The organism is Microbacterium sp. GXF7504, assembly GCF_054798235.1.
In genome coordinates, this window is record NZ_JBSJZI010000001.1 from 690,042 (window position 1) to 708,999 (window position 18,958).

Genomic DNA, 18,958 nt, shown 5'->3' on the forward strand with positions numbered 1-18,958 from the left:
CGTGTCGGCCACCATCTCCGCAGTTGTGCACGGGCGCACCGCGGCGCCGGAATCGGAGCCGGCGGGGGCGCGCAGCATCCGTCGCCCACGCGCGCCCTCCCCGGAACAGGAGAAATCCCCGGGTCAGGAGGATTCGGCGCGAATCGTCCTGTTCCGGGGATTTCTCCTGATCCGGTGCGCCTCAGCGGCGGCGGTTGCGGGGCCGCGGGCGCGCCGGCGGGATCGGCGGACCCGGGATGCGGTCGCCGACCGTGTTCACGATCTCGCCCACGCCCTCGATCACCATGCGCACCTCGTCGCCCGGCTCGAGCGGCGGGATCGTGCGGCCGAGCCCCCACAGCTCGCCGAGGCAGCCGCCGTTGCCGACGGTGCCGGAGCCGAGCACGTCGCCCGGCTTGATGACGCTGTTGCGGGCCGCGTAGGCGACGAGTTCGGGGAAGGGCCACCCCATGTTCGAGACGAGGTCCTCGCCGACGAGCTCGCCGTTGACGTACACCTCGGCGCGCACGGCCAGGAACCCGTCCTCGTCGAGGAAGGGCGCGAGCTCGTCGGCCGTGACGATCCACGGACCGAGCGTCGTGCCGAAGTCCTTGCCCTTCGCGGGCCCGAGCCGCACCTTCATCTCGCGCGCCTGCAGGTCGCGGGCGGACCAGTCGTTCATGACGGTGTACCCGAAGATGTGGGATGCGGCCGTGTCCACGTCGACGTTCTCGCCGGTCGAACCGGCGACCGCGCCGACGACGACCGCGAGTTCGAGCTCGAAGTCGAGGCGGTGCGTCTCGGGGATCGGCACGACCACGCCGGTGGGATGAACGATGTGCGGGTTCGTGAAGTAGAACGTGGGCGCCTCGTACCACTCCGCCGCGACGTCGCTCTTGCCCTCGACGCCGGCGCTCACGCCCTCGACGTGCTCCTCGAACGCGACGAAGTCACGGATGCTGGTGGGCACGACGGGTGCGAGCAGGGTCACCGCCGACAGGGGCGTCGCCTGCACCGACCCGGCGGCCAGCGCCTCGCGCACGGACGCGTCGAGCGCGAGCGCCGCATCCAGCCCCTCCTCGAGCAGCCCCGTCACGGTCACGCCGTCCGGGAACGGCACCACCGTCTCGTCGATGACGATCCCCTCGCGGACCGGTCCTCCGGCCGCATCCGACCACCGTGCAATCCTCACGCCTGCTCCTTCGCACACCGAGGGGACACCTGCCCCCGGACGCTTCCACTCTCCTGCGGCGGCCCCGGCTCCGCCAGGGGCCGCCGCCCATGCCTCGGATCGACGAGGCGGATGCCGTTACAGCGCCGCTGCCGCAGCCCGGGCGCCGCGCACCGCGATCGCGACGCTCATGAGCGTCGGGTTCATCGTGTTCGCGGTCGGGATGAGCGCGTTGCCGCCCACGAGGAGGCCCTCGACACCCCAGACGCGGGAGTACGGGTCGGCGACGCTCGTGCCGTCGTCGGACTGCCCCATCCGCATCGTGCCCATGTAGTGCAGGCTCGAGCCGTTGGGCAGCAGGCGGGGCCCGGCGACGAAGTGGCCGAGCGCCTCGCCGGCACGCTGCAGCCGACGGGTGCCCTCGGCGATCTCGGCCTCCTCGGCGTCGGTGAGGGCGTACTCGATCGTCATGTTCGGCAGGCCGCGGTAGTCGAGCTCATCGTCGTGGAAGACGATGCCGTCCTCCACGCGGGGGCGCTTGCGCATGCCGTAGCCCATGTTGACGTAGCCCCAGCGGTTCTCGGCGTACTCGGTGCCCGGCTCCATGCGGAACGGGGTGGTCTCGGAGTACATCACCTGCAGCGAGAAGGGGTGGTCGGGCTCGGAGAACGGGATGCGGTTGACCGCCGCCACCGGGTCGGCCGGGTTCACCGCGCGTCGGGCGAGTTCGGCGTCGAGCTCCCCCTCGGTCGCGAAGCGGGTCATCCGCTCCGCGTCGAGCGCGACGGTGGAGATGACGACGTGGTGCTCGGTGAGGTAGCGGCCGAGCGCGGCGGGCCGGACCCCCGAGGCCCACAGCAGCTGCGGGGAGCGGAACGCGTCGGCGGCGACCACGACGAGGTCGGCGTCGAAGCGGGACTCCGCCTTGGTCTGCAGGTCCTCGACGAGCACGCCCCGCGCACGGCCGTCCTCGACGATCACGCGGCGCACCAGGTGCAGCGGACGCAGTTCGAAGCGCTCGGCGAGGGGGTGGCCGGGCTCGATGAGCGGGCCGAGCACGGCGTCCGCGCCCGCCCAGCGCATGGTGCCGTCAGGCTGCGGGTCGCCGGCGACTGGCAGCGTGCTCACGCCGTACCCCTCGGGCAGTTCGGCGCCGAACTCCTCCTCGAGCAGCGACCGGATCGCCGCACCGACGGCGGAGTCGGCGAACGCGGCGGACTGCACGTGCAGCAGCCGCTCGGCCTCCGCGATGAGCTCCTCCCACTCCGCATCCTCGATGAACGGGATCCGCTCGCTGAACGACGGGGCCGGGGTCGCGCATGTCCAGTGCGCGCCCTGGCCGCCGACGTTGGTCGACGCGGCGGCGGCGGGGAACGTCGGCGCGTGGGCCGAGCCTTCGCCGCCGAAGTCCAGCAGGTGGGTGCCCTGGCGGGCCGTGAACATGCCCTCGACGACGGCACCGGCCGGCAGCCCGAGCGACTCGCGGTGCGAGCCCGACTGCGGGCCCTGCGAGCGCTCGCGGGCGCGCTCCTTCTCGTCGGGGTCGGCGATGTTGCGGACGCTCTCGCCCGGGACGTCGGTGAGCTGCGGCCCCGCCTCGAACATCACCACACGCGCGGTGGGGTGGCTCTCGAGCAGGATGCGGGCATACGCGCTGCCGATCGGGCCGCTGCCGACGATCGCGATGGTCGGTGCACTGGTCATGGGTCCTCCTCGGGGATGAACGGAAGTGTGGGTGGCCCGCGCGCTCATGCGGTGGCCGCCTGCGTGTCGGGCAACGGGTCCGTCTCGTCGGAGAGGCGCCCGGGCGGGAGCAGGAGCGCCGCGACGACACCGACGACGTAGACGACGGCGAGACCGGCGAAGATCGGTGCGATCACGTGCATGTAGACCTCGGCCACCTCGGCGACGACGGCGGGTCCGGCGGCCTGGACGGCCTGGGGCGTGAGGGTGGAGGGGTCGAGCCCGGCAGGGAGCCCCGCTGCGACGCCGACGGCGATGAGCACGCCGATGAGCGCGGTCACGACGGTGGACCCGATCTGTCGGACGAGGTTCACCGTGGCGGTGATGGTACCGGTCTCGCTGCGCGGCACGGCGCTCTGCACGACCGTCACCACGAGGCTCATGAACGCTCCCGTGCCCATGCCGACGACGAACATGACCACCATCGGCACCCAGAGCGGCGTGCCGGTCGGGAGCATCGACATGGCCAGCATCCCGACCGCGCCCAGCGCGGTGCCGATGATCGGGTACGGGCGGTAGGCGCCGGTGCGCGAGGCGAGGAAGCCGGTCAGCAGGTTGGTCACCAGCATGCCCATGACCGTCGCGATGGGGACGAGCCCGGAGACCGTCGCGGAGGTGCCGTAGGCCATCTGCACGTAGGTCGGGATGTAGGAGACCACCGAGAAGAGGCCGATCCCGACGATGACCGACAGCGCGAGCCCCGCTGCGACCGTGCGGTTGCGGAAGAAGCGGAGCGGCACCAGCGGCTCCGCCGTCCGACGCTCCACGAGCCCGAAGAGCACGAAGCCGACGGCCGCGATGACGAAGGCGACGACCATGGCGACACGCAGTGCGGGGTCGCCGAGCCAGCTGACCGCCAGCACGAGCGCGACGAGGGCGATGCTGAGCGTTGCGGTGCCCCCGTAGTCGTAGCTCCCCCGGCTCGGCCGCGACGGCAGCTTCGGCACCGCGAAGGCGGCGAGGGCGAACGCGATGACGCCGATGGGCAGGTTGATCCAGAACACCCAGCGCCAGCCGAGGTAGTCGGTGATGAGCCCGCCGACCGCCGGCCCCAGGAGGATCGCGATCGGGAACGCGGCGCCGATGATGCTCATGTACTTCGGACGCTCGCGAGGCGAGGTCGTCTCGGCGACGATCGTCTGGGACACGAGCGCGACGCCGGCAGAGCTCATGCCCTGCACCACCCGGGCGACGATGAGCATCGTCATGTCGCCGGCGAATCCGCACGCGAGCGAGGCCAGCAGGAACACGGCGAGCGAAGCGAGGAAGACCCGCTTCGCACCGAACAGGTCGCTGACCTTGCCGAGCACGGGGAGCACGACGGTGCTCGCGAGCGTGTAGCCCACCACCACCCAGCTCATGGATTCGAGCGCGCCGAGCGAGCCGGCGACGGTCGCGAGCGACGTGGAGACGATGGTGTGGTCGAGGGCGCCCAGCAGCGAGACGGTGAGCAGGGCGACGATGAGGAGACGGAGTCTCAGCGGTGAGAGCGGCATACGCGGATCACCCGAACGATCGGGTCGTCGACGCGACGGAGTGTGCCCTCGGATGCTGCGGCGCACCGAGGAACGGGCCTGCGGCCCCGACGTCACCACCGATCCTATGCACTCTTTTGTCTGATTTCAACTGAACTCTGAGAAGGCCCGATGGCGGGCAATTCCTGTTACTTTCGCCGATTCTTTACGTTTTGCGTCTCCAACTGGACAATTCTCGCCCGTCTTGCGCCGGAAACGCCGCCTGACCATGTAGCTTTCAACCATGGCCAGCGAGTCCACGCTGCGTTTCGGCGCCCACACAGATGAAGTCACGAGCTTCCTCCGCATCGTCAACATGATCCGTCTCGGCGAGGCGGCGACCCGCCCCGAGATCGGCAGGGTCACCGGGCTCGGCCGCGGCGTCGTCACCCAGCGGGTGGAACAGGGCATCGACCTCGGCTACCTCGAGGACGCCGAGTTCGGGCCGTCCTCCGGCGGCCGCGCCCCGCGCCGGCTCCGGTTCCGCGCCGAGCAGGGCCTCATCGTGATCTGCGCCCTCGGCGCCCGCCACATCAACGTCGGCCTCACGCATCTCGAAGGCGACGTCATCGCGCAGGCGAACCGCGACTGGGACATCGCGACCGGTCCTGCGGAGACCCTCGACACCGCCATGGAGATGATCGACGAGCTGCGGGCGCAGCATCCGGGACTCCCGGTGTGGGGCGTCGCCGTCGGCCTCCCCGGCCCCGTCGACTTCGAGTCCGGCCGACCCGTCGCGCCGCCCATCATGCCCGGCTGGAACGGGTTCGACGTGCGGCGCCGCTTCGAGCAGCGCTACGACGCCCCCGTCTGGGTCGACAACGACGTGAACCTGCTCGCGTTCAGCGAGCGCGCCCGGCGCCGCAACGACCACCCCGACCTCATCTACTGCAAGGTGGGCTCCGGTATCGGTGCGGGGCTGCTCTCGCACGGCCGGGTGCACCGCGGCGCGAACGGCGCGGCCGGCGACATCGGCCACGTCCGCGTGCGCGACTCCGACGCGCAGTGCCGCTGCGGCAAGGTCGGCTGCCTCGAGGCCGAGGCGGGCGGCTGGGCGCTCGTCCGCGATGCCGATCAGGCGCTCGCCGACGGGGCGGGCGGACTCCTCGGTGCCCGCGTCGCCGACGGGGCGGAGCTCAGCCCCGACCTCATCGCCCGCGCCGCGGAGGACGGCGACGCGCTCGCGATCTCGCTCATCCAGCGCTCGGCCCGCACGGTCGGCGAGTCGATCGCCGCGCTCGTGAACATGTTCAACCCGGGCGTGATCGTCGTGGGCGGTTCGATCGCCGCCGCCGGCGAGGTGTTCCTCGCGGAGGTGCGCCAGCGCGTGTACGAGCGGTCGCTGCCGCTCGCGACCCGCGACCTGTCGATCGTGCAGTCGCTGAACGAGGTGCGCGAGCCCCTCCGCGGCGGCGCGGACATGGTGCGCGAGCAGCTGTTCGACGTGACGTTCCCGCGCTGGTTCGCCGACGGGCATCCCTCGCTCGCCGCGATCCGCGGCACCGCCTGACCCGCTCCCCCGCCGCATCCCCCCTCCCCTGCTGCACCCCCGCTCACCTGAATCCACGGCGTTCATCCGTCGCGGATGCAGGGTGTCACGGCGCCGGACGGCACATTCGCGACGGGTGAACACCCGCGCGATGGGCGACCCCGAGCAACGGGTAACCCCGCGCGACGGATGCACCGCGCGCGCGGGGACGCGGGAGGGGCCGGTGCGTGCGCACCGGCCCCTCCCGCGTACGGACTACTTCGTCGAGAACGCGGCGTCGAACGCGGCGGCGGACGGCTGGATCGCGGCCATGCGGCGCACGAACCCGAGGGCCTCGGGGGCGCCGACGAGGCGGTCCATCCCGGCGTCCTCCCACTCGACCGACAGCGGGCCGTCGTAGCCGATGGCGTTCAGCATCCGGAACGCGTCCTCCCACGGCACGTCGCCGTGGCCGGTGGAGATGAAGTCCCAGCCGCGGCGCGGGTCGGCCCACGCGAGGTGCGACGACAGCCGGCCGTTGCGGCCGTTGCCGACGCGCTTGCGGGTGTCCTTGCAGTGCACGTGGAAGATGCGGTCCTGGAAGTCCCACAGGAACCCGACCGGGTCGAGGTCCTGCCACACCATGTGCGACGGGTCCCAGTTCAGGCCGAACGAGGCGCGGTGCCCGATCGCCTCGAGCGTGCGCTTGGTCGTCCAGTAGTCGTAGGCGATCTCGGACGGGTGCACCTCGAGCGCGAACCGCACCCCGACCTCCTCGAACACGTCGAGGATCGGGTGCCAGCGGTCGGCGAAGTCGCGGTAGCCGGCCTCGATCATGGCGTCGGATGCGGGCGGGAACATCGCCACGCACTTCCAGATCGACGAGCCGGTGAACCCGGTGACGGTCTTCACCCCGAGCGCGGCAGCCATCCGGGCGGTGAGCTTCATCTCCTCGGCCGCCCGCTGCCGGACGCCCTCGGCGTCGCCGTCGCCCCACACCCGGTCGTTCAGGATGTCGCGGTGGCGCTCGTCGATCGGGTCGTCGCAGACGGCCTGGCCGACGAGGTGGTTCGAGATCGCGAACACCTGCAGGCCGTTGCGGGCGAGGATGTCCTTCCGCCCCTGGACGTAGGCGGCGTCGTCCCAGCGGGACACGTCGAGGTGGTCGCCCCAGCTCGCGATCTCGAGGCCGTCGTAGCCCCACTCGCCCGCGAGCCGTGCGACCTCCTCGAACGGGAGGTCGGCCCACTGGCCGGTGAAGAGGGTGATCGGTCTTGCCATGTCTGTCTCCTCAGTCGTTCCCGGGCACCGCTGCCCACGTCGAACCGTCGGCGGCACTCGTGCCGACCGCATCCAGGACCCGCTGCACGCTGAGCCCCTCCGCGAACGTACCGTGCGCGGGGACGCCGGTCTCGATCGCCTGCACGAGGTCGACGACCTGGTGCGTGAACCCGTGCTCGTACCCGAGCATGTGCCCCGCCGGCCACCACGCCGACACGTAGGGGTGCACGTCCTCGGTGACGAGGATGCGGGTGAAGCCCTGCCGCTCGGTCGGTGCGGTGCGGTCGTAGTGCTCGAGCACGTTGAGGTCCTCGAGGTCGAACACGAGCGCGCCGTCCTCGCCCGACACCTCGAGGGTGAGGGCGTTCTTGCGGCCGGTGGCGAAGCGGGTCGCCTCGAACGACGCGATCGCGCCGCCGGAGAGCCGGCCGGTGAACAGCGCCAGGTCGTCCACGGTCACCTCGCCGGTGCCCTCGGCGGCGGTGCCGGACAGGCCCGCCGTCTCGCCGAGGAGCGGGCGCTCCGTCACGATCGTCTCGAGCACGCCGGAGACGGCGGTGACGGTCTGGCCGGTCACGAACTGCGTCATGTCGACGATGTGCGCGCCGATGTCGCCGAGCGCGCCGGAGCCTGCGTGCTCCTTCTGCAGCCGCCACACGAGCGGCGCCTGCGGGTCGACGAGCCAGTCCTGCCGGTAGGCGGCGCGCACCTGGCGCACCGGCCCGATGAGCCCCTGGGCGATGAGGTCGCGCATGAGCGTCACGGCCGGGACGCGCCGGTAGGTGAACCCGACCATCGCGTGGACCCCGGATGCGGCGGCGGCCGCGGCCGCATCCGCCATCTGCTCCGCCTCGGCCGCGGAGTTCGCGAGCGGCTTCTCGCAGAGGACGTGCTTGCCGGCCCGGAGCGCCGCGATCGCGATCTCGGCGTGCGAGTCGCCCGGGGTGACGATGTCGACGATGTCGATGTCGTCACGGGCGACGACCTCGCGCCAGTCGGTGGCGGACTCGGCCCAGCCCCACTGCGCGGCGGCGGTCGCTGTCTTCTCGGGGTTGCGCCCCACGAGCACGGCCATCTCGACGTCGCGCGGCAGCGGGAACACCGCCGGCGCCTGCCGCCAGCCGACCGAGTGGGCGGCACCCATGAAGCCGTGCCCGATCATGGCCACCCGGAGTGCGCTCATGCGAGCACCACGGTGCGCGACACCGGAACGCGGTTGGTGACGTACCGGCCGGGGCCGCCGTCGACGCCGGGCATGATCTGCATGTAGAGCAGCCGCATGGTGAGGACGACCTCGACGGTCACCTCGGCGCCCGGGGCGATCGGCTCGTCGAGCGCGATCACCACGTCGGGGCGGTCCGCGACGAACCACAGGGTGTCGAACTGCTCGGGCAGCTCCTCCACCCGGTAGGCGGTGCCGTTCAGCACGAAGCGGAGCCGGTCGGTGGCGATCTGCGTGCCGTTCACGGTCGCCTCGACACCGTCCACCGCCGACAGCCAGAGGCTGCGGTACCAGGGAAGCTGCACCGAGACCGCGAGCCCGTCGTCGTGACGGCGGACGTCCTCCTCGCGGAAGAGGGAGTTGTGCGTAGCCATTTGCTGCGGGTCCTTCCTGCGTCAGCTCGCCGAGACCGAGGGGCCGGCGGCTGCGATCTGGTCTTCGATGGCGCGGCGCATGAGCTCGTGCTGCTGCTTCACCTGCGCGATCGGGTCGGCCTCGCCGAGGTCGCTGAACGCGTGCCCCTCCCACTCGCTGGAGAGGAACCCGCGGTAGCCGCCGTCGACGAACTGCCGCACGATGCGCGGGATGTCCATCGCCGGCTCCTGGCCGTGCTCGTCGATGTCGTAGAACTTCGCGTGCACGTGGAAGATCTGCGGCATGATGTCGAGCCACTCCTCCGGCGGCACGAGGCCGTGCATGTTGAAGGCGAGGCGGGTGAACGGGCCGAACTGCGCGCTGTCGAACTTCTCGGCGGCCAGGAAGTCCTCGAACTCCTGGTTGCGCACGTGCATCGGCAGGGGCTTGCGCCAGATCTCGTCCATGACCGTGAAGTACTCCTCCGGCATGCCCATGGTCTTCAGGGTCCGGAGCAGCCGCGGCGAGAGGCTGTGCATGGTCGAGGAGAAGTCGGCGGTGAACCCGAGGCGCTCGGAGCCGAGCTCCTCGTACATCTCGCGGATCTGCGTGATGTGCGGGTCGTTGGGGCCGGCGGGGGCGTGCAGCTCGTAGCCGAGCCGCTGGTCGTACTGCTCGGCGAGCGGCAGGAGCCGGCGCAGCAGCTCCTTGCCCGCGGAGCGGATGACGATGGTGTTGAACCCGAGCGTGTGCGCGGTCTTCAGCTGCCGGGCGAAGAACTCGAACTCCTCGTCCGGGGTCATGTCGCGGTCCTTGCGCCGGCCCATGTCGAGGTTCGTGCCGACGGCGCTCGGGATGAGGCCGTACCGGTCGATGCTGTCGCGCCAGAGCCGCACGAACGCGTCGTCGACGTCGGGGTAGGTGCGCAGCATCTGCGCGATGTTGAACTCGATGCCCGGGCCGAGCCCCTCGTCGGCGACCGCCTTGATGAGGGTCTCGGGCGTGTAGAGCCCGGCGGCGAACTCGGAGGTGAGCGAGTACAGGGTGATGCCGAGCTCGATGCCGGTCCCTGCGATGCCTTCACGTGTCATGGTCGTTCCCTTCAGCGCGCGGTCGGGAGGTGGGCGGCCAGCGCCGCGCGTGCCTCGGCCGCATCCGTCAGCATCCGGCTGCCCGCGTCCTGCGCGGCGGAGCGCTGCACGGCCTGCTCGGCGCGGACGATGTCGAACGCGTCCTGCCAGTTGTTCCAGTGCCAGCCCTCGTACTCGGACGAGATGGCCCCGCTGTAGCCGCTGCGCACGAGCAGTTTCACGAGCGATCGGACCGGCACCGAGGGCTCCTCGCCCTGTTCGTCGATGCCGAAGAACTTGCCGTGCACGTGACGGATCCAGGGCATGATCTCGAGCCAGTCGTCGACCGGGGCCGGACCGAAGATGCCGGTGCCGTTGATGCCGAAGTCGATGCCGAACTCGGGCTGCCCGTGCTGGGCGGCGAGGCCGATGAACGACCCGAACCGCTGCCCGTGCTCGGTCTGGTCGGCGGGCGGGCCCTGCTCGAAGTAGCGGTTCCAGAGGGCGACGACCGCGTCGAGCATCTCCTCGGACGCGCCACGGCGACGGTAGGCCTCGAGGAGCGAGGGTGCGAAGCCGATCGTGGTGGCGCCCCAGTCCATCGTGAACCCGAGGAAGGGCGAGCCGACCTGCTCGAACCTGTCGCGCAGCGCCAGGATGCGGGGGTGCGAGGCGTACTGGTCGGCGTGCACCTCGAGGGCGAGCGTGACGCCGTACTCCTCGGCGACGGGGGCGAGCTGCTCCATCGAGTCGGGCGTGAGCGAGATCTGCACGCGCGCGATCGGGAAACCGAGCACGGATGCGGCCTTGATCTGGCGGCGCATGTACTCGACGAGCTCGTCCTGCGTCATGAGCCGGTCGCGGCGGATGCCGATGTCGGCGTTGACGGCGAGCGAGGTCTGCACGAGGCCCAGCTCGTCGACGAGGCCGCGGAACCGGTCGGCGAACGCCGGGTCGATCTCGGGGAAGCCGCGGAAGCTGGAGAAGCCGATGATCTCCAGACCCGGGCCGAAGCCCTCCGCGGCTGCCTTGCGCATGAGCTGCTCGAGGTCGTACTCGCGGGCGTGGAAGGCGCGGGTGAAGCTGTAGAGCGTGACGCCCTGGATCGGAGTGCCGAGGCTCATGCGGCCACCGCCTTCATGGTCTTGCGGTCGTGCTCCTCGATCCGGAGGACGTCGCTGTCGGAGATGATGATGTACGGGATGTAGAGCTGCAGGTCGACCTCGACCACGTGCTCCTCCTCGTCCGCCGCCACCGCGAGGTCGCCCGAGAGGACGGCCGAATCGGCGGGGAACCACCACTCGTCGAGGTCGTCCACCAGCTCGGCGAACGTGAACTCGCGGTCGTTCATGCGCCAGCGCAGGCTCTCCGCGGGTGCTTCGACGCCGTCGATGCGCAGCGCGGCGCCGGCGATGCAGGATCCGGGAAGGGCCCGGTACCAGGGGATGCGCACCTCGACCGCGGCGCGCGCGCCGTCGGTGCGGAGCGTGCCCTGCTCGATGATCCGGTCGGGAATCAACACGTCCTCCTTGTCGTGTCGCCGGCGGTGCCACGCGGCACCGCCGGATCGACGTACTTCTTCGTTACTTCTGCAGCCTATTGTCTTTTTCCGACATAAGCAATGTCATGCGGCGAGTCGCGCCGCGACGGCGCGTGCACCGCGGACGGCGAGCGCCACCGCGGTGAGCGTCGGGTTGCACGCCGTCGAGGTCGGGATGACGCCGTTGCCGGCGACGAAGACGCCGGGCGCCGCCCACACCTCGCTGTCGGGCGAGCAGACGCTGCGCCCGTCGTCGACCGCGCCCATCCGCGTCGTGCCCTGGTAGTGCAGGGAGCTGCCGAGCGGCATCGTGAACGGCCGCTCGTCGAGCGGGTCGCCGACCGCGCGGCCGAGCCGCACGATCTCCTCGCGGGCACGCTCGACGGTCTCGCGGTCACGGTCGCTGAGGGTGTACCGGATGCGCATGGCGGGCAGCCCGTAGCTGTCGGTGCGGGCGTCGTCGAACTCGACGCGGTCGTCCCACTGCAGGTCCTTCGCACAGAAGAGGCCGAGACCCACGATCGAACCGGGCACGACCGGGTCGTCCTCCGCGAGCGGCACCGGCGAGGCGTCCAGCTGCATGATCTGCCCGTGGAACGGCACCGCGTCGGTGAACGGCACCCAGCTCACGCCGCTCTGCTCGCTGAGCGTGCCGGCCGCGGCCAGTGCCTCCGCCTCGGGCGGCAGCGTGACGTCGCGCAGGCGCGAGGCGAAGACGACCTGCATCTGATCGTTCAGGGTGCGTCCGAGCGCGTCCGGGCGGATGCCGGAGGCCCACAGCAGCTGCGGGGTGCGCAGCGCGTCCGCGGCGACCACGACGAAGGGGGCGCTGATGACGTGGTCGGTGCCGTCGGCGAGGTCGCGGACCGCGACCCCCTCGGTCCGGTCGCCGTCCCGCAGGATGCGGGTGGCGAGCGCCCGGTCCACGAGCTCGAAGTTCGGGTTGGCGCGGGTGACGTCGCCGAAGACGACGTCGGAGCCCGACCACACCAGGCGGCCGTCGTCGCGGCGGTGCACGGCCAGCGGCATCCGCTGCACGCGCTGATGCTCGGGGCGACCCTCGTCGACGACCGCGGCGAGCCGGTCGCGCACGAGCTGGGCGAACGGCGCCGCGTCGAACGCGTCGGTGGTGACCCCGAGGAGGCGCTCGCCCTCGGCGAGGAGCTCGTCCATGTCGTCGAGGAAGTCGATGCGCTCGCTGTCGTTCGGCCGCGGACAGGCGCCGGTCCAGTGGGCGCCCATGCCGCCGACGTTGCTCGAGAACGCGGCGACCGGCAGGCCGTCCTCGCCCTCCGCCGCGAAGCCCTCCGCCAGGAGGAAGGTGCCGGGGCGGGCCCGGCGGTCGCCCGCCTTGACCGCGCCCGGTCCGTCGACGGTCGCGGCGCCCGCGCCGGGGCCCTCGGACGCGCGCTGCGCTTGGGCGCGGACGGACGGGTCCTCGATGTTCTTCACGTGCGCGCCGGGCGGGTCGGACACGAGCGGGCCGACCTCGCACATCACGACGCGCGCCTGCGGGGCGAGCTCGCTGAGCACCCGGGCGTAGGCGGCGCCGGTCGGGCCGGAGCCGACGATGACGACGTCCGCGGCGGCGGGGATGCGGGAGCTCATGCCCGTGCCGCCAGGTCGCGGATGAACGCCAGCGAGGCGACCGACTCGACGGTCGGGTAGTACTCGAGGCCGATGGGCCCGTCGTAGCCGCTCGCGCGGAGGTCGCCGAGTCGGGCCTCCCAGTCGATCGCGCCCGAGCCGGGCTCGCCGCGGCCGGGGGCGTCGGCGAGCTGGACGTAGCGCACCAGGTCGCCGGCGTCGGCGAGCGCCTCGGCGACGTCCTCGCCCTCGACGGTGGAGTGGTACAGGTCGTAGAGGATGCCGAAGTCGGGCGAGTCGACGCCGCGCGCGATGTACGCGGCCTCGGCGGTGCGGTCGAGGAGCGACCCGGGGTGGTCGACCCGGACGTTCACCGCCTCGAGCACGAGGGTGATGCCCGAGCCCACGATCTGGTCGACGCCCTTCCGGAAGATGCCGATGAGTTCGTCGAGCTGGGCCTGGCGCTTCATGCCGCCGAACCCGGTGCCGCTGCCCACCACGATGCGGGGGCAGCCGAGCGCGCGGGCGTACTCCACGCCCTCGTCGAGCCCCTCATAGAAGGGGGTGTGGTCCTTCGGCGGGATCATGAACTGCACGCGCGGCTCGGCGAGCTGCGCCTGGATGGTGACGCCGGTCTCCTCCAGCGCCGCCTGCAGCGAGGGGACGTCCTTCGGACGCGAGGGCGCGGACTTGCCGGCCGGGCCCCACATCTCCACCGAGGTGAAGCCGGCGGCTGCGGCGGCGCGAACGCGTGCCGCGTAGTCGTCGCCGGCCTCGGTGAAGAGGAGTTCGATGTTCGGTGCGAGCTCGAACATGGGAGTTCCTTCCTTGCGGTCGAAGGCGTGCGCCGTCGACCCGATGTCGGGTGATGGGATGGAGCGCGCTCGTCAGCCCTTGAGGCCGCCGGCGTATCCCTGGATGAACTGCTTCTGGGCGAACATGTAGAACGCGAGGATCGGCACCATCGAGATGATCACGACGGCGAAGATCTTGTTCCACGCCGAGATGAGGCTGCCGACGTACGTGTACATGGCGACCGGGAGCGTCTGGACGGTCGAGCCGCCCAGGAAGATCAGCGAGTTGAAGAAGTCGTTCCAGATGATGAGGCCGCAGAGGATGGCCACGGTGCCGGTGGCGGGCGACATGAGCGGCAGCACGATCTGGAAGAACGCCCGGGTGGGACCGGCGCCGTCGATCGTCGCGGCCTCCTCGTACTCCGTGCTGAGCCCGCGGAAGAAGCTCGAGTAGAGGAAGACCGCGAGGGGCATCATCATGCCCGTCCACAGCAGGATCATGCCGAACGCCGAGCCGGTGAGGCCGAGGTTGCGGGCGCCGATGTAGAGGGGCACGGTGCCCAGCTGCGCCGGGAGCACGATGGCGATGAGCACGAGGTAGAAGGTCAGCGTGCTCCAGGTGCGGGTGCGGCGCGAGATGACGTACGCGCACAGCGACCCGAGCAGCACGAGCCCGATGATGGCCCCGGCGGTGATGATGATGCTGTTGAGCATCGCGAGCATGATGCTGTTGCGGCCGGTCGAGGTGATGACCTCGACGAAGGCGCTGAAGTCGATCGCCGTGGGCGGGGCGACCGCGCTGGAGGTGATCGCCTCCTCGTCGCTCTTCAGCGCGGTGACCACGAGGATGTACATCGGCAGCAGCATGAGCAGCGCGATGATCCACATGATCACCTCGCGGACGGCGGTGGCCTTGGTGTAACGGAACACGGGTCAGTCCTTCGGGGTGCGGGTCAGGTACTGCTGGAGGACGGCGAAGCCCAGGATGACGAGCGTGAGCACGAGCGCGAGCGCCGAGCCGAAGCCGAACTGGCCGAGCTGGAACGCCTGCTTGTAGATCTGGGTGGCGAGCGTCTCGGTGGCACCCGCGGGTCCGCCGCCGGTGAGCGCGTAGATCTGGTCGAAGATGCGCAGCCCCTGCACGATGCCGAGGGTCGTCGCGATCGCCACGGACGGGCGGATCGACGGCAGCACGACGTGCCAGAAGCGTCCCCAGACGCCGGCGCCGTCGATCGCCGCGGCCTCCTCGACCTCCTGCGGCACCGAGGCGAGGCCGGCGAGGTAGATGACCATGGTGAAGCCGATCTGCTGCCAGGCGATCGTGACGAGGATCGCCCAGATCGACCAGGTGGGGTCGGCGAGCCAGGTCTTCTGCATCGACTCCAGCCCGATCATCCCGAGGAAGCCGTTGAGCGGACCGTCGAACTGGTAGATGAACTTCCAGACGTAGGCGACCGCGAGCGGGCTCAGCACGACGGGCATGAACAGGAGCGTCCGCAGGATGTACCGCGACTTGAGCGTGCGGTTGATCCCGAGCGCGAACAGGATGCCGACGACGTTGGTGATCACCACCGAGCCGATCGCGAGCAGGAAGGTGTTCCAGACCGCGAGGGCGAGCTTGCCGTCCTCGAAGATGCGGGCGAAGTTGTCGAACCCGACCCAGTTCCAGCGCCCGAGGCCGGTCCAGTCGGTGAAGGCGAAGAACCCGCCTGTCAGGGTGGCCGCGTAGTGGACCCCGACGACCAGGACGATCGCCGGCAGCGCCCACCACCAGTGGCCGTAGCGGATGAGGGGCTTCGTGGTTTGCCTCGCGCGGATCCTGCGGCGGCCGGGCGGCACCGTAATGACCCTCGTACTGTTCTGGGAGATCGTCACCGTTGCTTCACTCTCTGACGTCTTCGTCGCACTGTTGCGGACAGAGTGCACTCACTATGACACGCTTTTGTCTCAAACGCACATTAGTGTCGCAGATATCAGTTACAAGTGCCGCGAATGAGCCGGGGAGCATCGAGGACGATGACCGAACGACCGACCACCACCGACGAACTCTGGACGACGTTCACGACGCCGCCCGACGACGCCCGCCCGCACGCCTGGTGGCACTGGATGGACGGGAACGTCGACCCGGACGGCGTGGAGCGCGACCTGCGCTGGCTGTACGGCGTCGGCGTCCGCGGTGCACACCTGTTCGAGGGCGGGATGGGTGGCCCACGGTTCGTCGATCCGCCGGTGCGACCCGGTGACGACCGGTGGCGGGAAGCCGTCGCCCGGGCAGGTGACGTCGCCGCGGAGTTGGGGATGGAGCTCGCCGTGGCGACGTCGTCCGGCTGGAGCGCCGCCGGCGCACCGTGGGTGCGTCCCGACGACGCCATGCAAAAGGTGGTGTGGGCCGACGCGGTGGTCGTCGGGGGCGACGACGTCGAGCTCGCGCTCCCCGAGCTGCCGGCCGTGGCCGGGCCGTACCTCGACCACCCGCGCTGGGGCGCATCGCCCGCGCCGCTGCACGCCCGGGACTGGCGCGTGCTCGCGATCCCGGACGACCCGGCGCACGAGGCGCTCCGCCCGGCAGCCGTGACCGCCTCCGCGCCCGTCCCGGGCGCCGACGCCCTGCAGCATCCCTCCGCCATGAGCTCCGTCCGGCTCCCCCGCGACCCCGAGCAGACGTCCGAGGCCTGGATCGAGTACCGCTTCGACGCACCGGTGACCGTCCGGTCGATGACGGTCGGCATCCCCGGGCCGCAGGGGTTCGGCGCCGCCCCGCCGCCGGCGATGACCCTGCTCGCGGCCTCGGCGGACGGCGCCTGGTCGCCCGTGGTCGCACTCGACCCCGACCCGTTCCCGGTGCGGACGGTCTCGTTCGCACCGACCACCGCGACGCGCTTCCGGCTGCACCTGTCGGCCCGGAGCGCGGCCGAGGCCCTTCCGCCCCAGGGCGAGGGACTGCGGCGCCCACCGGTGCTGCGCACGCTCGACGCGTTCACCCTCACCGAGTTCCGCCTCTTCCGGGCGGGCCGGGTGCACGAGGCGCAGGCGAAGGCCGGGTTCGGCATCCTGCCCGACTTCGACGCGGTGCCGACCCCGCGCACCTCGGATGCGGGTGCCGTCGCGCCGACGGACGTGCACGATGTCACGGCGCTCGTCCGCGACGGGATCCTGCGGTGGCCCGTCGCGCCGGCCGGGCGCTGGCGCGTCCTTCGGCTCGGGGGCTCCCCCACCGGCAAGACGAACGGGCCCGCACTGCCCGATGTCACGGGCCTCGAGGTCGACAAGCTCGACGGGGCCCGGGTGCGCGCCTACCTGGACCGGCACCTCGAGACGTTCGGGGTGGCGGGGGCGACCGCCCTCCTCAGCGACAGCATCGAGTCCGGCCCGCAGAACTGGACCGACCGGATCGCCGAACGGTTCACCGAGCTGCGCGGGTACGACCCGACGCCGTGGCTTCCCGCACTCACCGGGATCGTGGTCGGGGATGCGGAACGCACCGACCGGTTCCTGCACGACTACCGCACCACGATCGCGGAGCTCCTCGCCGCGGAGTACTACGGCACGCTCGCCGACTGCGCCCACGAGCGGGGGCTCACGTACTACGCCGAGGCGCTGGAGGACAAGCGGCCGCAGCTCGGCGACGACCTCGCCATCCGCGCCCGCGCGGACGTGCCGATGGGCGCGATGTGGTGCTTCGACCCCGCCGAGGGACCGCTGCCCACCTACGTCGCCGACCTGAAGGGTGCTTCCTCGGTGGCGCACGTGTGGGGCAAGGCGCACACCGGTGCGGAGGCGTTCACGGCGTTCACGACGCCGTGGTCGTTCTCGCCGCGCCGGCTCAAGCACGTCGCGGACCTCCAGCTCGCTCTGGGGGTCACCCGGTTCTGCATCCACACCTCGCCGCACCAGCCCGTCGACGCGCCCGCGCCGGGGGTGAGCCTCGCGCCCTTCCTCGGTCAGGCCTTCACGGTGAACGAGACGTGGGCGCCGATGGCCCGGCCGTGGATCGACTACCTCGCGCGGTGCGCCGCGCTCCTCGGCGTCGGTGAACCGGACGTGACCGCGGCGGTCTTCATCGGCGAGGAAGGACCGGTCACCGGACTCTTCGGCACGCGGCCCGACACGACCATGCCCGCGGGGTACGACTTCGACTACGTGGACCTGGCGGCGCTCGAGGAGGCGCTGGACGTCGCGCCGGACGGCACGCTCCGCGCCGGCGGCGCGACGTACCGGTTCCTGGTGCTCGGCGGGGCGAGCGGACACCTCTCGGTCCGCGCACTGCGGCGACTCCACGCCCTCGCGTGCGCCGGCGCCCGGATCGTCGGCGAACGCCCGCTCGGGCCGCGCTCGCTCGCGGACGACGACGCCGAGCACACCCGGCTCTGCGATGCGCTCTGGGGCGACGGACGCTCCCCCGGCCTCGTCATCGCGGCCACGGCGGACGAGGCGGTCCGCCGACTCCACCTCCGCCCGGCACTCGCGGTGACCGGAGGCGACGTGCGCTGGATCGCCCGGCGGATCGGCGACGCGCAGCTCGTCTTCCTCGCCAACCCGCGCCCGGAGCCGATCACCGTCCGCGTGCGGCCGCGGTCGGACGGCCCGTTCCAGCGGTGGGACCCGGTGCAGTGCACGCGCACGCCCGCGACCCGTCGCGACGACGGTTCGATCGTCATCCGGCTGGTGCCGTTCGAGTCGTGCTTCCTCGTCCCCGGCACCGCGCCGGACCGCTCCGGCACGAGCGACGTCGCGCCCCTCGCACGGACCGAACCGTGGCACGTCCGCATCCCCGGTCTTCCGACACACGCGTTCGCCGACGAACCGCAGCACTGGACCAGCCTCGGCAAGGCGGCCCGAGGGTTCTCCGGGGTGGGCACGTACACGACCGCCTTCCGCGTCGAGGAGGCCGCCGCATCCGTCCGGCTGCGGTTCGACGACGTCGCCGAGGTCGCCGAGGTGCTCGTGAACGGCGTCGGATGCGGTGTGGTCTGGACCGCGCCGTTCGAGGTCGAGATCGGCCATGCCCTCCGGCCCGGCGACAACGCGCTCGAGGTGCGGGTCGCCACACCGTGGCGCAACCGGCTCATCGCCGAAGCGGCCGGCCCGTCCGGCGCGGTTCCGGAGGCGTACACGCGGGTCTACCAGCCCGAGGCCGATCCCATGCCGGCCGGACTCGCGGGCCCCGCCCTGGTGCGTCAGGACACGACCGAAGATTGAGTCATCGGCGCCGTCGGTGGTACGCATCTGAAATCG

At 71.5% G+C, this 18,958-nt stretch carries 15 protein-coding genes; 2 read left to right on the forward strand and 13 right to left on the reverse strand.

Going from position 1 to position 18,958, the window contains the following annotated elements; translation table 11 throughout:
• Positions 1 to 181: 181 nt before the first annotated feature.
• The 3 genes from ACWAUO_RS03260 to ACWAUO_RS03270 all read right to left on the reverse strand — a co-directional run bounded on the left by ACWAUO_RS03260 (position 182) and on the right by ACWAUO_RS03270 (position 4,389).
• Positions 182 to 1,171 carry a fumarylacetoacetate hydrolase family protein gene (locus tag ACWAUO_RS03260; RefSeq protein WP_460773007.1) on the reverse strand — a complete coding sequence of 330 codons (990 nt, stop codon included), beginning with the start codon at positions 1,169 to 1,171 and terminating at the stop codon, positions 182 to 184.
• Positions 1,172 to 1,288: 117 nt separating this feature from the next.
• The gene (locus tag ACWAUO_RS03265; RefSeq protein WP_460773009.1) at positions 1,289 to 2,854 is read right to left on the reverse strand and encodes a GMC oxidoreductase; all 1,566 of its coding nucleotides are present in this window, start codon (positions 2,852 to 2,854) and stop codon (positions 1,289 to 1,291) included.
• A 44-nt stretch (positions 2,855 to 2,898) separates the two neighbouring features.
• Positions 2,899 to 4,389, reverse strand: a complete 1,491-nt coding sequence (locus ACWAUO_RS03270) for an MDR family MFS transporter (protein WP_460773010.1) — start codon at positions 4,387 to 4,389, stop codon at positions 2,899 to 2,901.
• 262 nt (positions 4,390 to 4,651) lie between these two features.
• Between ACWAUO_RS03270 and ACWAUO_RS03275 the strand changes: the two genes are divergently transcribed.
• Entirely contained in the window at positions 4,652 to 5,917 is a 1,266-nt protein-coding gene (locus ACWAUO_RS03275) for an ROK family protein (protein WP_460773012.1), read from the forward strand.
• Between the two features lie 234 nt (positions 5,918 to 6,151).
• Here ACWAUO_RS03275 and ACWAUO_RS03280 read toward each other — a convergent pair whose 3' ends face one another.
• The 10 genes from ACWAUO_RS03280 to ACWAUO_RS03325 form a co-directional block, all read right to left on the reverse strand.
• Positions 6,152 to 7,156, reverse strand: a complete 1,005-nt coding sequence (locus ACWAUO_RS03280; RefSeq protein ID WP_460773013.1) for a sugar phosphate isomerase/epimerase family protein — start codon at positions 7,154 to 7,156, stop codon at positions 6,152 to 6,154.
• Between the two features lie 10 nt (positions 7,157 to 7,166).
• Positions 7,167 to 8,339, reverse strand: coding sequence for a Gfo/Idh/MocA family protein (locus tag ACWAUO_RS03285; protein WP_460773015.1), 1,173 nt, complete (start codon positions 8,337 to 8,339; stop codon positions 7,167 to 7,169).
• Entirely contained in the window at positions 8,336 to 8,752 is a 417-nt protein-coding gene (locus tag ACWAUO_RS03290) for a C-glycoside deglycosidase beta subunit domain-containing protein (RefSeq protein WP_460773017.1), read from the reverse strand. Before ACWAUO_RS03290 ends, ACWAUO_RS03285 begins: the two co-directional genes overlap by 4 nt.
• 21 nt (positions 8,753 to 8,773) lie before the next feature.
• Entirely contained in the window at positions 8,774 to 9,823 is a 1,050-nt protein-coding gene (locus ACWAUO_RS03295; RefSeq protein ID WP_460773019.1) for a sugar phosphate isomerase/epimerase family protein, read from the reverse strand.
• Positions 9,824 to 9,834: 11 nt separating this feature from the next.
• Positions 9,835 to 10,926, reverse strand: a complete 1,092-nt coding sequence (locus tag ACWAUO_RS03300; protein WP_460773020.1) for a sugar phosphate isomerase/epimerase family protein — start codon at positions 10,924 to 10,926, stop codon at positions 9,835 to 9,837.
• Positions 10,923 to 11,324 (reverse strand): C-glycoside deglycosidase beta subunit domain-containing protein, encoded by a 402-nt coding sequence (locus ACWAUO_RS03305; protein WP_460773022.1) that lies wholly within the window; start codon positions 11,322 to 11,324, stop codon positions 10,923 to 10,925. The genes ACWAUO_RS03300 and ACWAUO_RS03305 overlap by 4 nt, the downstream gene beginning before the upstream one ends.
• A 102-nt stretch (positions 11,325 to 11,426) precedes the next feature.
• Positions 11,427 to 12,950 (reverse strand): GMC oxidoreductase, encoded by a 1,524-nt coding sequence (locus tag ACWAUO_RS03310; RefSeq protein WP_460773024.1) that lies wholly within the window; start codon positions 12,948 to 12,950, stop codon positions 11,427 to 11,429.
• Positions 12,947 to 13,744 (reverse strand): TIM barrel protein, encoded by a 798-nt coding sequence (locus ACWAUO_RS03315; protein WP_460773026.1) that lies wholly within the window; start codon positions 13,742 to 13,744, stop codon positions 12,947 to 12,949. The genes ACWAUO_RS03310 and ACWAUO_RS03315 overlap by 4 nt, the downstream gene beginning before the upstream one ends.
• Before the next feature lie 72 nt (positions 13,745 to 13,816).
• A complete protein-coding gene (locus ACWAUO_RS03320) occupies positions 13,817 to 14,653 on the reverse strand; it encodes a carbohydrate ABC transporter permease (RefSeq protein WP_460773028.1) in 837 nt (278 codons plus the stop codon).
• 3 nt (positions 14,654 to 14,656) lie between these two features.
• Entirely contained in the window at positions 14,657 to 15,598 is a 942-nt protein-coding gene (locus tag ACWAUO_RS03325; protein WP_460773030.1) for a carbohydrate ABC transporter permease, read from the reverse strand.
• Positions 15,599 to 15,739: 141 nt separating this feature from the next.
• Between ACWAUO_RS03325 and ACWAUO_RS03330 the strand changes: the two genes are divergently transcribed.
• Positions 15,740 to 18,922, forward strand: coding sequence for a glycosyl hydrolase (locus ACWAUO_RS03330; protein ID WP_460773032.1), 3,183 nt, complete (start codon positions 15,740 to 15,742; stop codon positions 18,920 to 18,922).
• Positions 18,923 to 18,958: the final 36 nt, after the last annotated feature.

Coding starts and splice junctions, on each gene's coding strand:
- ACWAUO_RS03315 (WP_460773026.1), bottom strand. CDS start 13,744: ATGTTCGAGCTCGCACCGAACATCGAACTCCTCTTCACCGAGGCCGGC.
- ACWAUO_RS03280 (WP_460773013.1), bottom strand. CDS start 7,156: ATGGCAAGACCGATCACCCTCTTCACCGGCCAGTGGGCCGACCTCCCG.
- ACWAUO_RS03270 (WP_460773010.1), bottom strand. CDS start 4,389: ATGCCGCTCTCACCGCTGAGACTCCGTCTCCTCATCGTCGCCCTGCTC.
- ACWAUO_RS03285 (WP_460773015.1), bottom strand. CDS start 8,339: ATGAGCGCACTCCGGGTGGCCATGATCGGGCACGGCTTCATGGGTGCC.
- ACWAUO_RS03300 (WP_460773020.1), bottom strand. CDS start 10,926: ATGAGCCTCGGCACTCCGATCCAGGGCGTCACGCTCTACAGCTTCACC.
- ACWAUO_RS03275 (WP_460773012.1), top strand. CDS start 4,652: ATGGCCAGCGAGTCCACGCTGCGTTTCGGCGCCCACACAGATGAAGTC.
- ACWAUO_RS03330 (WP_460773032.1), top strand. CDS start 15,740: ATGACCGAACGACCGACCACCACCGACGAACTCTGGACGACGTTCACG.
- ACWAUO_RS03310 (WP_460773024.1), bottom strand. CDS start 12,950: ATGAGCTCCCGCATCCCCGCCGCCGCGGACGTCGTCATCGTCGGCTCC.
- ACWAUO_RS03290 (WP_460773017.1), bottom strand. CDS start 8,752: ATGGCTACGCACAACTCCCTCTTCCGCGAGGAGGACGTCCGCCGTCAC.
- ACWAUO_RS03265 (WP_460773009.1), bottom strand. CDS start 2,854: ATGACCAGTGCACCGACCATCGCGATCGTCGGCAGCGGCCCGATCGGC.
- ACWAUO_RS03295 (WP_460773019.1), bottom strand. CDS start 9,823: ATGACACGTGAAGGCATCGCAGGGACCGGCATCGAGCTCGGCATCACC.